Genomic DNA, 14,750 nt, shown 5'->3' on the forward strand with positions numbered 1-14,750 from the left:
CCGAAGGACAAGGAAATGGTCATGCCGGGCGACAACGTGTCGATCACGGTGAAGCTGATCAACCCGATCGCGATGGAAGAAGGTCTGCGCTTCGCGATCCGCGAAGGCGGCCGTACCGTCGGCGCAGGTGTCGTTGCCAAGATTCTCGAGTAACGCCAGATAGTTCTCGTTAATCTGTAGTTTCGGGGTTGGCGGTGTCGTCAACCCCAAATGGTTTAGGGGTATAGCTCAACTGGCAGAGCGTCGGTCTCCAAAACCGAAGGTTGGGGGTTCGATTCCCTCTGCCCCTGCCAACTCTCGCGTCGAATGTGGCGCTTCGTTAAGGTGTTATGGCGAATCCTTCCGTCGAAACTGTAAATACATCCGGCGACAAGCTGATGCTCGTCGCGGGCGTATTGCTGGTCTTGGCCGGGTTCGTGGGGTTCTTCTGGCTCAACGGTCAGGAATGGTACGTCCGCGGAGCCGCCTTGGCTGTTGGTGCAATCGCGGGTGTTGCAGTCGGTCTTCTCTCCGCGCCTGGCAAGGGTTTCATCGCTTTCGCCAAAGATTCGTACAAGGAAGTCCGTAAGGTTGTCTGGCCGACTCGCAAAGAGGCTACGCAGACCACCTTGGTGGTTTTCGGCTTCGTGTTCATCATGGCGATCTTTCTTTGGGTTAGTGATAAATCCATCGAATGGGCGATTTTCTCGGTGATTCTGGGTTGGAAATGATATGAGCGATACTCCGGCATCTCCGAGCGGCAAACGCTGGTACGTCGTGCACGCCTACTCCGGCATGGAGAAGAGCGTGCAACGTGCGCTTCAGGAGCGCATCGAACGCGCTGGCATGCAAGACCAGTTTGGTCAAATCCTCGTTCCGACTGAAGAAGTTGTCGAGGTGAAAGGCGGTCACAAGTCAGTGACCGAGCGTCGTTTCTTCCCCGGCTACGTGCTGGTGGAAATGGAAATGACCGACGAGACGTGGCATCTCGTGAAGAACACGGCAAAGGTCACGGGCTTCGTGGGCGGTGCTCGCAATCGCCCGAGTCCGATTTCTCCGCGAGAAGTCGAGAAGATCATGTCGCAGATGCAGGAAGGCGTGGAAAAGCCGCGCCCCAAGACCCTGTTCGAAGTAGGCGAGATGGTTCGGGTGAAGGACGGTCCTTTCACTGATTTCAACGGCAGCGTCGAAGAAGTGAATTACGAAAAGTCGCGCGTCCGGGTTTCCGTTACAATCTTCGGCCGCGCAACGCCGGTCGAGCTGGAATTCGGCCAGGTCGAAAAGCTGTAATCCAGAATTCTACGCAGCGCGCCAATCGGCGCGTTTCGTACTTCGCGCTTACGGTCCGCGTAATGGCCGTTGAGGAGCGCAAGTAGTCGGATCTTCGTCGAACGCGCGCTACTACTCACTGAACGTCCGCTGGCAATGCGGCGTTCCAAAGAGGTTTTCAACATGGCAAAGAAAATCATCGGCTTTATCAAGCTGCAGATTCCTGCAGGTAAAGCCAACCCGTCGCCGCCGGTCGGTCCGGCACTGGGCCAGCGCGGCCTGAACATCATGGAGTTCTGCAAGGCGTTCAACGCGCAGACTCAAGCACTGGAACCGGGTCTGCCGATTCCGGTCGTGATCACCGCGTTTGCCGACAAGAGCTTCACGTTCGTCCTGAAGACGCCGCCGGCAACGGTTCTGATCAAGAAGGCAGCGAAGATCGACAAGGGTTCGAGCAAGCCGCATACCGACAAGGTTGGCAAGATCACCCGCGCTCAAGCTGAAGACATCGCCAAGACCAAGATGCCCGATCTGACGGCAGCTGATCTCGACGCAGCGGTTCGTACGATCGCTGGTAGCGCCCGCTCGATGGGCATCACCGTGGAGGGCGTGTAAATGGCTAAGCTTTCTAAGCGTCTGCAAGCATTTGCAGCAAAGGTTGATCGTCAGAAGCTGTATCCGATCGACGACGCTCTGTCGCTCGTGAAGGAATGCGCAAGCGCGAAGTTCGACGAGTCGATCGACGTCGCAGTGCAACTCGGCATCGACGCTAAGAAGTCGGACCAAGTGGTCCGCGGTTCGGTCGTTTTGCCGGCTGGTACGGGTAAGTCGGTGCGCGTCGCTGTGTTCGCGCAGGGCGAAAAGGCTGAGCAGGCTCGCGCAGCCGGCGCTGAAATCGTCGGTATGGAAGACCTGGCTGAGCAGGTCAAGGCCGGCAATCTGGACTTCGACATCGTGATCGCTTCGCCGGACACGATGCGCGTTGTCGGTACGCTCGGTCAGATTCTCGGCCCGCGCGGCCTGATGCCGAACCCGAAGGTCGGCACGGTCACGCCGGACGTCGCTACGGCAGTGAAGAACGCCAAGGCAGGTCAGGTGCAATTCCGCGTCGACAAGGCCGGTATCATTCACGCCACGATCGGCCGTGCTTCGTTCGAGCCGACGGCTCTGCGCAGCAACCTGAGCGCGCTGATCGACGCGCTGCAGAAGGCCAAGCCGGCGACGAGCAAGGGTGTCTACCTGCGCAAGGTCGCTCTGTCGAGCACGATGGGCGTCGGCGTTCGCGTCGACCAGGCATCGCTCGCGGCACAGTAAGTAATTCATCGCCTCGGTGAAAATCGGGGCGGTTTATGGGCTTTGGGCGGTTGCGCGGTGGCAGTTGCATCGTGCAACCGGTTGTCAAAGACCGTTGGCGGGCACGCAGCAGGTAGGCGAGTCCTTAATGCAAAGCCAACGCAGATGGCGAACCCGAAAAAGTTTTGCAGTGATGAAGCCGTTGGATGCTTGCAGCAATGCGAGTGTCGGGCGGTCGAAATACTCCTGACTGGTCGGACGCCGTTATTGAACGCGGTACACAAGGCGCACGCCGCGTGTATCGAATCTGGAGGTTAACCGTGCCACTCAACAAAGAAAGCAAGCAGGCCGTCGTCGCTGAGGTTGCCGCGCAAGTCGCGAAAGCCCAGACCGTGGTTCTGGCTGAGTATCGTGGGATCACGGTTGGCGATCTGACCAAGCTGCGCGCGAAAGCGCGTGAGCAACAGGTTTACCTTCGCGTGTTGAAAAACACGCTGGCGCGCCGCGCTGTCGAAGGTACCCCGTTTGCTCCGCTGGCAGAGCAGATGACTGGCCCCCTGATCTACGGCATCTCGGAAGATGCAATTGCTGCTGCGAAGGTCGTCAACGACTTTAGCAAGGGCAATGACAAGTTGGTCATCAAGGCTGGCGCCTACGAAGGCAACGTGATGGACAAGGCAGGCGTGCAAGCGCTGGCCAACATCCCGAGCCGCGAGGAACTGCTCTCCAAGTTGTTGTTCGTTATGCAAGCACCTGTTTCTGGCTTCGCGCGCGCTCTGGCCGCGCTGGCCGAGAAGAAACAAGGCGAAGAATCCGCTGCGTAACGCACTTCAGCCGAGCGTAATTGATCGCTAGCTGTATCCGAATTCAATTTAGGAGTATTTCAAATGGCAATCGCAAAAGAAGACATCCTCGAAGCCGTAGGCTCGATGTCGGTTCTGGAACTGAACGAGCTGGTTAAGGCGTTCGAAGAAAAGTTTGGCGTGTCGGCAGCTGCTGTTGCAGTGGCAGGCCCGGCAGGTGCAGGCGGCGGCGCTGCTGCAGCTGAAGAGCAAACCGAATTCACGGTCAACCTGGTTGACGTTGGCGCGAACAAGGTTTCCGTCATTAAGGCAGTTCGCGAACTGACGGGTCTCGGCCTGAAGGAAGCGAAGGACCTGGTCGACGGTGCACCGAAGCCTGTTAAGGAATCGGTACCGAAGGCTGCTGCTGAAGAAGCCAAGAAGAAGCTGGAAGAAGCCGGCGCGAAGGCTGAAATCAAGTAAGTTTCAGCGCGCTGTGCGAAGGCTGGCGGTTTTCCACCGCCGGCCTTTTTGTGCTTTGTGGGGGACGCGTTTTTGCATCGCTGTCTGGCAATAATGCGACTCCCAGAAGCCAAAGAAAATCGCCTATCGGCAACATTGACCGGCGCTTCTCTTTGTCTTCTGAAGCGACTGCAGAAGGCAAGTTTGGTCGGGTAGCGGGCAACATAGGCATCCGCTGCCGTCAGCCAGCGGTTGGTAGCGGCCAACCACCAAGCTTCTAGGCTCGTTCAAGCCATCGGACGGCCATCGGGTCTCAGTCGGTGAACACTCGGGTTGTCTCATCAAGGTATCCTGCCTCGACAACAATGCCCGCCGTGATTCGGAGATCGTATGCAATATTCCTTCACCGAGAAGAAGCGTATTCGCAAGAGTTTTGCGAAGCGCCCCATCGTTCACCAAGTACCTTTCCTGCTGGCTACCCAGCTTGAATCATTCAGCACGTTTCTGCAAGCAGACACGCCGTCTACGCAGCGCAAGCCGGAAGGCCTGCAGGCTGCGTTCACATCCGTTTTCCCGATCGTTTCGCACAACGGGTTCGCACGCCTCGAGTTCGTCAGCTACATGCTGTCGCCGCCGGCATTCAACATCAAGGAATGTCAGCAGCGCGGTTTGACGTACTGCTCGGCGCTGCGCGCCAAGGTGCGTCTGGTGCTGCTCGATAAGGAATCGCCGAGCAAGCCGGTCGTCAAGGAAGTGAAGGAACAGGAAGTGTACATGGGCGAAATTCCGCTCATGACGCCGACCGGTTCGTTCGTCATTAACGGCACGGAGCGTGTGATCGTTTCGCAGCTGCACCGTTCGCCTGGCGTGTTCTTCGAGCACGACAAAGGCAAGACGCACAGCTCGGGCAAGCTCCTGTTCTCGGCACGTATCATTCCTTACCGCGGTTCGTGGCTCGATTTCGAGTTCGACCCGAAGGACGTGCTGTACTTCCGCGTCGACCGTCGCCGCAAGATGCCGGTCACGATCCTGCTGAAGGCGATTGGCCTCACGCCGGAACAGATCCTCGCAAACTTCTTCGTGTTCGACAATTTCACGCTGATGCCGGAAGGCGCGCAGATGGAATTCGTGCCGGAGCGTCTGCGTGGCGAAGTCGCGCGTTTCGACATTACGGACCGTGACGGCAACGTGATCGTCCAGAAGGACAAGCGGATCAACGCGAAGCACATTCGCGATCTGGACAACGCGAAGACCAAGTTCATCTCGGTTCCGGAAGACTACTTGCTCGGCCGCGTGCTGGCGAAGAATGTCGTCGACGGCGACACCGGTGAAGTCATCGCCAACGCGAACGACGAAATCACCGAGACCGTCCTGGAAAAGCTGCGCGAATCGAAGATCAAGGACATTCAGACGCTCTACACGAACGATCTGGACCAGGGTCCGTACATCTCGTCCACGCTGCGTATCGACGAAACCGCCGACAAGATGGCCGCGCGCATCGCGATCTACCGCATGATGCGCCCGGGCGAACCGCCGACCGAAGAAGCGGTCGAGGCGCTGTTCAACCGTTTGTTCTACAGCGAAGACGCCTACGACCTGTCCAAGGTGGGTCGTATGAAGTTCAACCGCCGCGTGGGTCGCGATGAAATCGTCGGCCCGATGACGCTGCAGGACGACGACATCCTCGCCACGATCAAGATCCTGGTCGAGCTGCGTAACGGCAAGGGCGAAGTCGACGACATCGACCACCTGGGCAATCGTCGCGTGCGTTGCGTCGGCGAACTGGCGGAGAACCAGTTCCGCGCCGGTCTCGTGCGTGTTGAACGTGCTGTGAAGGAACGCCTCGGCCAGGCCGAAAGCGAAAACCTGATGCCGCACGACCTGATCAACTCGAAGCCGATTTCGTCGGCGATTCGCGAGTTCTTCGGTTCGTCGCAGTTGTCGCAGTTCATGGACCAGACCAACCCGCTGTCGGAAATCACCCACAAGCGCCGTGTTTCGGCACTTGGCCCGGGCGGTTTGACGCGTGAGCGCGCAGGCTTTGAAGTCCGCGACGTGCACCCGACGCACTACGGTCGTGTCTGCCCGATCGAAACGCCTGAAGGTCCGAACATCGGCCTGATCAACTCGCTCGCTCTGTACGCGCATCTGAACGAATACGGCTTCCTTGAAACGCCGTATCGCAAGGTCGTGGACGGCAAGGTGACCGACCAGATCGATTACCTGTCGGCGATCGAAGAAGGCCGTTACGTGATCGCGCAGGCGAACGCGGCCGTCGCTGAAGACGGCACGCTGACCGACGAACTCGTCTCGTCGCGTGAAGCCGGCGAAACGCTGATGGTCACGCCGGACCGCATCCAGTACATGGACGTGGCGCCGTCGCAGATCGTTTCGGTGGCTGCATCGCTGATTCCGTTCCTCGAGCACGACGACGCGAACCGCGCGTTGATGGGCTCGAACATGCAGCGTCAGGCTGTGCCGTGTCTGCGTCCTGAAAAGGCCGTGGTCGGTACGGGTATCGAGCGCACGGTGGCAGTCGACTCGGGCACGACGGTTCAGGCATTCCGCGGCGGTGTGGTCGACTACGTCGACGCAGGCCGTATCGTGATTCGCGTGAACGACGAAGAAGCGGTGGCCGGCGATGTTGGTGTCGACATCTACAACCTGATCAAGTACACGCGTTCGAACCAGAACACGAACATCAACCAGCGTCCGATCGTGAAGGTCGGCGACAAGGTTTCGCGTGGCGACGTGCTGGCTGACGGCGCATCCACGGACCTCGGCGAACTGGCTCTCGGCCAGAACATGCTGGTCGCGTTCATGCCGTGGAACGGCTACAACTTCGAAGACTCGATCCTGATCTCGGAAAAGGTGGTGGCCGACGACCGTTACACGTCGATCCACATCGAAGAACTGAACGTCGTAGCTCGCGATACGAAGCTCGGACCGGAAGAAATCACGCGCGACATCTCGAACCTGGCTGAAGTGCAACTCGGCCGTCTCGACGAGTCGGGCATCGTCTACATCGGCGCGGAAGTCGAAGCGGGCGACGTGCTGGTCGGCAAGGTCACGCCGAAGGGCGAAACCCAGCTGACGCCGGAAGAAAAGCTGCTGCGCGCGATCTTCGGTGAAAAGGCTTCGGACGTGAAGGACACCTCACTGCGCGTGCCGTCGGGCATGAGCGGCACGGTGATCGACGTCCAGGTGTTCACGCGTGAAGGCATTCAGCGCGACAAGCGCGCGCAACAGATCATCGACGATGAACTGAAGCGCTATCGCCTCGACCTGAACGATCAGCTGCGTATCGTGGAAGGCGACGCGTTCCAGCGTCTCGCACGTATGCTGACTGGCAAGGTCGCGAACGGCGGTCCGAAGAAGCTCGCGAAGGGCACGAAGATCGAACAGGCTTACCTGGAAGATCTCGACCACTACCACTGGTTCGACATCCGCCTCGCGGACGAAGAGGCAGCGGCACAGCTCGAAGCGATCAAGGACTCGATCGAACAGAAGCGTCACCAGTTCGATCTCGCGTTCGAGGAAAAGCGCAAGAAGCTCACGCAAGGCGACGAACTGCCGCCGGGCGTGCTGAAGATGGTCAAGGTGTATCTGGCAGTCAAGCGCCGTCTGCAGCCTGGCGACAAGATGGCAGGCCGTCACGGTAACAAGGGTGTCGTGTCGAAGATCGTGCCGATCGAAGACATGCCGTACATGGCCGACGGCCGTCCGGCTGACGTCGTTCTGAACCCGCTCGGCGTGCCGTCGCGGATGAACGTGGGTCAGGTTCTCGAAGTGCATCTGGGTTGGGCCGCGAAGGGTCTCGGCTGGCGTATCGGCGAAATGCTGCAGCGTCAGGCGAAGATTGCTGAACTGCGCGAATTCCTGACCAAGATCTACAACGAGTCGGGCCGCGCCGAAGAACTGGACAGCTTCACCGACGACGAGATCGTCGAACTGGCGAAGAACCTGCGCGAAGGCGTGCCGTTCGCAACGCCGGTGTTCGACGGTGCGACGGAAGAAGAAATGTCGCGCGCGCTGGATCTGGCATTCCCGGACGACATCGCGCAGAACCTCGGCATGACGCCGTCGAAGAACCAGGTTCGCCTGTACGACGGCCGCACGGGCGAGATGTTCGAGCGTACGGTGACGGTCGGCTACATGCACTATCTGAAGCTGCACCACCTGGTCGACGACAAGATGCACGCGCGTTCCACGGGCCCGTACTCGCTCGTGACGCAGCAGCCGTTGGGCGGCAAGGCGCAGTTCGGTGGCCAGCGTTTCGGTGAGATGGAAGTGTGGGCGCTCGAAGCGTACGGCGCATCGTACGTGCTGCAAGAAATGCTGACGGTGAAGTCGGACGACGTGACGGGCCGGACCAAGGTGTACGAGAACCTGGTCAAGGGCGATCACGTGATCGATGCAGGCATGCCGGAGTCCTTCAACGTGTTGGTGAAGGAAATCCGCTCGCTGGGCATCGATATCGACCTCGACCGCAACTAATCGGACTACTGGAGAGAAGCGATGAAAGCTTTGCTCGATCTATTCAAGCAAGTCCAACAACCTGAAGTTTTTGACGCAATCAAGATCGGTCTGGCCTCGCCGGACAAGATCCGTTCGTGGTCGTTCGGTGAAGTGAAGAAGCCGGAAACCATCAACTACCGGACGTTCAAGCCGGAGCGCGATGGTCTCTTCTGCGCGAAGATCTTTGGCCCGATCAAAGACTACGAATGCCTTTGCGGCAAGTACAAGCGCCTGAAGCACCGTGGCGTGATCTGCGAGAAGTGCGGCGTCGAAGTGACGCTGGCGAAGGTGCGTCGCGAACGGATGGGCCACATCGAACTGGCCTCGCCGGTTGCGCACATCTGGTTCCTGAAGTCGCTGCCGTCGCGTCTGGGCATGGTGCTCGACATGACGCTGCGCGACATCGAACGCGTGCTGTACTTCGAAGCATATGTGGTGATCGATCCGGGCATGACGCCGCTGAAAGCGCGGCAGATCATGACCGAAGAGGATTACTACAACAAGGTCGAAGAATACGGTGACGAATTCCGTGCCGAAATGGGCGCGGAAGGCGTTCGCGAGCTGCTGCGCGCGATCAACATCGACGAACAGGTCGAGATGCTCCGCACCGAACTCAAGAACACGGGTTCGGAAGCGAAGATCAAGAAGTACGCGAAGCGCCTGAAGGTGCTCGAGGCTTTCCAGCGTTCGGGCATCAAGCCTGACTGGATGGTGCTCGAAGTGCTGCCGGTGCTGCCGCCGGAACTGCGTCCGCTGGTGCCGCTGGACGGCGGCCGTTTCGCGACGTCGGACCTGAACGACCTGTACCGCCGCGTGATCAACCGTAACAACCGGTTGAAGCGTCTGCTCGAGCTGAAGGCGCCTGAAATCATCGTCCGCAACGAAAAGCGGATGCTGCAGGAAGCCGTCGACTCGCTGCTCGACAACGGTCGCCGCGGTAAGGCGATGACCGGCGCGAACAAGCGTCCGCTGAAGTCGCTCGCTGACATGATCAAGGGTAAGGGCGGTCGTTTCCGTCAGAACCTGCTCGGTAAGCGCGTTGACTACTCGGGCCGCTCGGTGATCGTGGTCGGCCCGACGCTCAAGCTGCATCAGTGCGGCCTGCCGAAGCTGATGGCGCTCGAACTGTTCAAGCCGTTCATCTTCAACAAGCTGGAAGTGATGGGTGTTGCTACCACCATCAAGGCTGCGAAGAAGGAAGTCGAGAACCAGACGCCGGTGGTGTGGGACATCCTCGAAGAGGTGATCCGCGAGCATCCGGTCATGCTGAACCGCGCGCCGACGCTGCACCGTCTTGGCATTCAGGCTTTCGAGCCGGTGCTCATCGAAGGTAAGGCGATCCAGCTGCACCCGCTCGTTTGCGCGGCGTTCAACGCCGACTTCGACGGTGACCAGATGGCTGTTCACGTGCCGCTGTCGCTCGAAGCGCAGATGGAAGCGCGCACGCTGATGCTGGCGTCGAACAATGTGCTGTTCCCGGCTAACGGCGATCCGTCGATCGTGCCGTCGCAGGACATCGTGCTCGGTTTGTACTACGCGACCCGCGAAGCAGTGAACGGCAAGGGCGAAGGCCTGTCGTTCACGGGCGTCTCGGAAGTGCTGCGTGCGTACGAGAACAAGGAAGTCGAGCTCGCCTCGCGCGTCAACGTGCGGATCACCGAAATGGTCCACAACGAAGACAAGTCGGAAGGCGCGCCGGCATTCGTGCCGAAGATCACGCTGTACGCAACGACCGTTGGCCGTGCAATCCTGTCGGAAATTCTGCCGCCGGGCCTGCCGTTCTCGGTGCTGAACAAGCCGCTGAAGAAGAAGGAAATCTCGCGCCTCATCAACACCGCTTTCCGCAAGTGCGGTCTGCGCGAAACGGTGATTTTCGCCGACCAGTTGATGCAGTCGGGTTTCCGTCTGGCAACGCGCGCTGGTATCTCGATCTGCGTGGACGACATGCTCGTGCCGCCGCAGAAGGAAACCATCGTCGGCGACGCGGCGAAGAAGGTGAAGGAATACGACCGTCAGTACATGTCGGGTCTCGTCACTTCGCAAGAGCGCTACAACAACGTGGTCGACATCTGGTCGGCAACGTCGGAAGCGGTCGGCAAGGCGATGATGGAACAGCTGTCGACGGAGCCGGTAATCGATCGCGACGGCAACGAAACGCGTCAGGAGTCGTTCAACTCCATCTACATGATGGCGGACTCGGGCGCGCGTGGTTCGGCGGTTCAGATTCGTCAGCTGGCCGGTATGCGTGGCCTGATGGCGAAGCCGGACGGCTCCATTATCGAGACGCCGATTACCGCGAACTTCCGCGAAGGCCTGAACGTGTTGCAGTACTTCATCTCGACCCACGGCGCACGTAAGGGTCTGGCTGATACGGCACTGAAGACCGCGAACTCAGGTTACCTGACGCGTCGTCTCGTCGACGTCACGCAGGATCTGGTGGTGGTCGAGGATGATTGCGGCACGTCGCAAGGCGTGGCGATGAAGGCGTTGGTTGAAGGCGGTGAAGTTGTCGAGGCGCTGCGTGACCGTATTCTGGGTCGCGTGGCCGTGGCTGACGTCGTCAATCCGGAATCGCAGGAAACGCTGTACGAAGCGGGCACGCTGCTCGACGAAGACGCGGTCGAAGAAATCGAACGCCTCGGCATCGACGAAGTGCGCGTGCGTACGCCGCTCACCTGCGAAACGCGCTACGGTCTGTGCGCGGCCTGCTATGGCCGCGACCTGGGCCGCGGTTCGCTCGTCAACGTGGGCGAGGCAGTCGGTGTGATCGCTGCTCAGTCGATTGGTGAGCCGGGCACGCAGCTGACCATGCGTACGTTCCACATCGGTGGTGCGGCATCGCGTGCGGCAGTGGCTTCGTCGATCGAAGCGAAGTCGAACGGTACGGTGCGTTTCACGTCGACGATGCGTTACGTCACCAACGCGAAGGGCGAGCAGATCGTCATCTCGCGTTCGGGCGAAGCGATGATCACCGACGACCACGGTCGCGAGCGCGAACGTCACAAGGTGCCGTACGGCGCGACGCTGTTGCAGCTGGACGGCGCGCAGATCAAGGCCGGCACGCAACTCGCGACGTGGGACCCGATGACGCGTCCGATCATCACCGAGTACGGTGGTACGGTGAAGTTCGAAAACGTCGAAGAAGGCGTGACCGTTGCGAAGCAGATCGACGACGTGACCGGTCTGTCCACGCTGGTCGTGATCGACGTGAAGCGTCGCGGTTCGCAAGCTTCGAAGACGGTGCGTCCGCAGGTCAAGCTGCTCGACGCGAACGGCGAGGAAGTCAAGATCCCGAACACCGAGCACTCGGTGCAGATCGGCTTCCAGGTCGGCGCTCTGATCACCGTGAAGGACGGTCAGCAAGTGCAGGTCGGTGAAGTGCTCGCACGTATCCCGACTGAATCGCAGAAGACGCGTGACATTACCGGCGGTCTGCCGCGTGTGGCGGAACTGTTCGAAGCACGTTCGCCGAAGGACGCAGGTATCCTGGCGGAAGTCACGGGTACGACGTCGTTCGGTAAGGACACGAAGGGCAAGCAGCGTCTCGTTATCACGGACCTCGAGGGCAACCAGCACGAGTTCCTGATCGCGAAGGAAAAGCAGGTTCTGGTGCACGATGGTCAGGTCGTCAACAAGGGCGAAATGATCGTGGACGGACCGGCCGATCCGCACGACATCCTGCGTCTGCAGGGCGTCGAGGCGCTGTCGCGCTACATCGTGGACGAAGTGCAGGACGTGTACCGTCTGCAAGGCGTGAAGATCAACGACAAGCACATTGAAGTGATTGTTCGTCAGATGCTGCGCCGCGTGCAGATTACGGACAACGGCGATACGCGTTTCATCCCGGGCGAACAGGTCGAGCGGTCGGATATGCTCGACGAAAACGACCGTATGATCGCGGAAGACAAGCGTCCGGCAACGTACGAAAACGTCCTGCTCGGTATCACGAAGGCCTCGTTGTCGACCGATTCGTTCATCTCCGCGGCGTCGTTCCAGGAAACGACCCGCGTGCTGACCGAAGCGGCGATCATGGGCAAGCGCGACGACCTGCGCGGTCTGAAGGAAAACGTGATCGTCGGCCGTCTGATTCCGGCCGGTACGGGTCTCGCGTTCCACAAGGCACGCAAGAGCAAGGAACTGTCCGACCGCGAGCGTTTCGATCAGATCGCAGCGGAAGAGTCGTTCGAATTCGGTACGCCGGAAACCCCGGCCGCCGAACAGCAGCACTCCGGCGAATAAGTCCCGGCGGCGCAAGCCGCCTGGGCTCACCAGCCAGCGAAGCCGCTCAGTTTCGACTGAGCGGCTTTTTTTATGCGCCGCTTTTTAGCTTCTTTGACGATTCGTAGGCCGGACGGCTAACGTTGTTGCCAAAGCGAGGGCGCAGCACGAATGCGTTGGTAAAATTCGTGTCACCCGCTTTACGCCGCCTCTCTCAAATTCATGTCCCGTCCGCTCGAAATCCTCAACGAAGTTTTTGGCTACCCCGCGTTCAGAGGACAGCAGGGCGAAATTGTCGAGCACGTCGCCGGCGGCGGCGACTGTCTCGTGCTGATGCCGACGGGCGGCGGCAAATCGCTGTGTTATCAGATTCCGTCGCTCGTGCGCCGTGAGCGCGGGTTGGGCACGGGCATCGTCGTCTCTCCGCTGATCGCGCTGATGCAGGATCAGGTCGCGGCGCTCACGGAAGTTGGAGTGCGCGCCGCTTACCTGAACTCCACCTTGTCGAGCGTGGAAGCAATGGCGACCGAGCGCGCCTTGCGCGACGGCGACATCGACCTCCTGTATGTCGCGCCGGAACGCTTGATGACGCCGCGTTTCCAGGAGTTGCTGGAGCGCACGCGCATCGGCTTGTTCGCGATCGACGAAGCGCATTGCGTCTCGCAATGGGGGCACGATTTCCGGCCGGAATATATTCAGCTGTCGGTGTTGCACGAGCGTTTTCCCAATGTGCCGCGCATTGCGCTGACGGCCACGGCGGACGCGATCACGCGCGACGAGATCATCCACCGTCTCGCGCTGGATGACGCGCGGGTTTTCGTCTCGAGCTTCGACCGGCCGAATATCCGCTATCGGATCGTCGAAAAGGACAATGCGCGCACGCAGCTGCTCGACTTCATCCGCGCGGAGCACACGCGTGCGGACGGCACGACCGACGCTGGCGTCGTCTATTGTCTGTCGCGGCGCAAGGTCGAAGAAACGGCCGAGTGGCTCAAGGAAAAAGGCATGCGCGCGCTGCCGTATCACGCGGGCATGGAATTCGAGACGCGACAGAAACACCAGGAGATGTTCCAGCGCGAGGAAGGCATCGTGATGTGCGCGACGATCGCGTTCGGCATGGGCATCGACAAGCCGGACGTGCGCTTTGTCGCTCACCTGGATTTGCCGAAGAGCGTCGAAGGCTATTACCAGGAAACAGGCCGCGCGGGGCGCGACGGCATGCCCTCCAACGCGTGGATGGCCTACGGACTCGGCGACGTCGTCCAGCAGCGCAAGATGATCGACGAGTCCGACGCCGACGACGCCCACAAGCGCGTGCAGACTGGCAAGCTCGACGCGCTTCTCGGTCTGTGCGAAGCGGCGACCTGCCGGCGTGTGCGGCTTCTTGCATACTTCGGCGAATCGAGCAAGCCTTGCGGCAACTGCGACAACTGCCTCGAGCCGCCCGCCACCTGGGACGCGACGCGCGAGGCGCAGATGGCTCTGTCATGTGTATTCCGCGCGCAAAGGGCGAGCGGTTTCAACTTCGGCGCGGGCCATCTGATTGACGTTTTGCGCGGTAATCGCAGCGAGAAAATCCTGCAGCGTGGTCATGAGAAGTTGACCACGTTCGGCATCGGCGCGGCGCTCGGCGAACCGGAGTGGCGCGCGGTCTTTCGCCAGCTGGTGGCGTTCGGCTATCTGACGGTGGATCACGAGGGGTTCGGCTCGCTGGTCCTGACCGAGGCGAGCAAGCCTGTACTCAAAGGCGAGCAGAGCGTCACGATGCGCCGCTACGTGAAGCCTACGCGCACCCGTCAGTCGTCGGGGCGGACCAGCGAGCGCGCGGACCCGACGGTCGGCATGGGGCCGCGCGAACGTGCGCGCTGGGAACGGCTGCGCGCGTGGCGCACGGAAACCGCGAAGAGCGACGGTGTGCCCGCCTATGTGATTTTCCACGACGCCACGCTGGCCGAGATCGCGCGCAACGGCCCGGATTCCATCGAAGATTTGCGCGGCATTCCGGGCATGGGCGCCCGCAAACTGGACCGTTTCGGGGAAGAACTGCTGGAAGTCGTCGCCGCCGATTGAGCCGGCGGCGGTCGCCCGATGAGGTAGGCAGGTCTGCGAAGCATTGCAACCTGTTGACTCACTTAGTGTTTTCAGAATATTATGCTAGGTTCCGGTTCTTGGGATGCTTGCGCGCGGGCGCTGCCCGCATGCTTCGTGACCGAAGCCGGAAGTTCGATG

Annotated in this window: 9 protein-coding genes, 1 tRNA gene and 1 pseudogene; all 11 read left to right on the forward strand. The window is 60.3% G+C overall.

The annotated features are described in order from the left end of the window. Window positions 1-153 (forward strand): annotated as a pseudogene (tuf, locus tag A3AC_RS30200) (elongation factor Tu); the annotation flags it as partial. 64 nt (window positions 154-217) lie between these two features. Beyond that, window positions 218-293, forward strand: a tRNA-Trp gene (locus A3AC_RS0122940). Between the two features lie 36 nt (window positions 294-329). After that, window positions 330-710: a preprotein translocase subunit SecE gene (gene secE, locus A3AC_RS0122945; RefSeq protein ID WP_013340749.1), complete on the forward strand. Its 381-nt coding sequence runs from the start codon at window positions 330-332 to the stop codon at window positions 708-710. Between the two features lies 1 nt (window position 711). Beyond that, complete coding sequence (nusG, locus tag A3AC_RS0122950) at window positions 712-1,269, forward strand: transcription termination/antitermination protein NusG (protein WP_007180147.1); 558 nt, start codon at window positions 712-714, stop codon at window positions 1,267-1,269. 162 nt (window positions 1,270-1,431) lie between these two features. Further along, window positions 1,432-1,863 carry a 50S ribosomal protein L11 gene (gene rplK, locus A3AC_RS0122955; protein ID WP_007180146.1) on the forward strand — a complete coding sequence of 144 codons (432 nt, stop codon included), beginning with the start codon at window positions 1,432-1,434 and terminating at the stop codon, window positions 1,861-1,863. Beyond that, window positions 1,864-2,562, forward strand: coding sequence for a 50S ribosomal protein L1 (rplA, locus tag A3AC_RS0122960; protein WP_025601717.1), 699 nt, complete (start codon window positions 1,864-1,866; stop codon window positions 2,560-2,562). Between the two features lie 299 nt (window positions 2,563-2,861). Continuing rightward, window positions 2,862-3,365: a 50S ribosomal protein L10 gene (rplJ, locus tag A3AC_RS0122965; RefSeq protein ID WP_025601718.1), complete on the forward strand. Its 504-nt coding sequence runs from the start codon at window positions 2,862-2,864 to the stop codon at window positions 3,363-3,365. Between the two features lie 63 nt (window positions 3,366-3,428). Further along, a complete protein-coding gene (gene rplL, locus A3AC_RS0122970) occupies window positions 3,429-3,806 on the forward strand; it encodes a 50S ribosomal protein L7/L12 (RefSeq protein ID WP_013340747.1) in 378 nt (125 codons plus the stop codon). A gap of 369 nt (window positions 3,807-4,175) precedes the next feature. Then, window positions 4,176-8,282, forward strand: coding sequence for a DNA-directed RNA polymerase subunit beta (gene rpoB / locus A3AC_RS0122975; RefSeq protein WP_025601720.1), 4,107 nt, complete (start codon window positions 4,176-4,178; stop codon window positions 8,280-8,282). Between the two features lie 21 nt (window positions 8,283-8,303). After that, a complete protein-coding gene (rpoC, locus tag A3AC_RS0122980) occupies window positions 8,304-12,542 on the forward strand; it encodes a DNA-directed RNA polymerase subunit beta' (protein ID WP_025601722.1) in 4,239 nt (1,412 codons plus the stop codon). A 201-nt stretch (window positions 12,543-12,743) separates the two neighbouring features. Then, the gene (gene recQ / locus A3AC_RS0122985) at window positions 12,744-14,591 is read left to right on the forward strand and encodes a DNA helicase RecQ (RefSeq protein WP_025601724.1); all 1,848 of its coding nucleotides are present in this window, start codon (window positions 12,744-12,746) and stop codon (window positions 14,589-14,591) included. The last annotated feature ends 159 nt before the right edge of the window (window positions 14,592-14,750 follow it).

Source organism: Burkholderia sp. WSM2230, assembly GCF_000472445.1.
In the GTDB taxonomy this organism is placed as follows: domain Bacteria; phylum Pseudomonadota; class Gammaproteobacteria; order Burkholderiales; family Burkholderiaceae; genus Paraburkholderia.

Coding starts and splice junctions, on each gene's coding strand:
- secE (WP_013340749.1), top strand. CDS start 330: ATGGCGAATCCTTCCGTCGAAACTGTAAATACATCCGGCGACAAGCTG.
- nusG (WP_007180147.1), top strand. CDS start 712: ATGAGCGATACTCCGGCATCTCCGAGCGGCAAACGCTGGTACGTCGTG.
- rplK (WP_007180146.1), top strand. CDS start 1,432: ATGGCAAAGAAAATCATCGGCTTTATCAAGCTGCAGATTCCTGCAGGT.
- rplA (WP_025601717.1), top strand. CDS start 1,864: ATGGCTAAGCTTTCTAAGCGTCTGCAAGCATTTGCAGCAAAGGTTGAT.
- rplL (WP_013340747.1), top strand. CDS start 3,429: ATGGCAATCGCAAAAGAAGACATCCTCGAAGCCGTAGGCTCGATGTCG.
- rpoB (WP_025601720.1), top strand. CDS start 4,176: ATGCAATATTCCTTCACCGAGAAGAAGCGTATTCGCAAGAGTTTTGCG.
- rpoC (WP_025601722.1), top strand. CDS start 8,304: ATGAAAGCTTTGCTCGATCTATTCAAGCAAGTCCAACAACCTGAAGTT.
- recQ (WP_025601724.1), top strand. CDS start 12,744: ATGTCCCGTCCGCTCGAAATCCTCAACGAAGTTTTTGGCTACCCCGCG.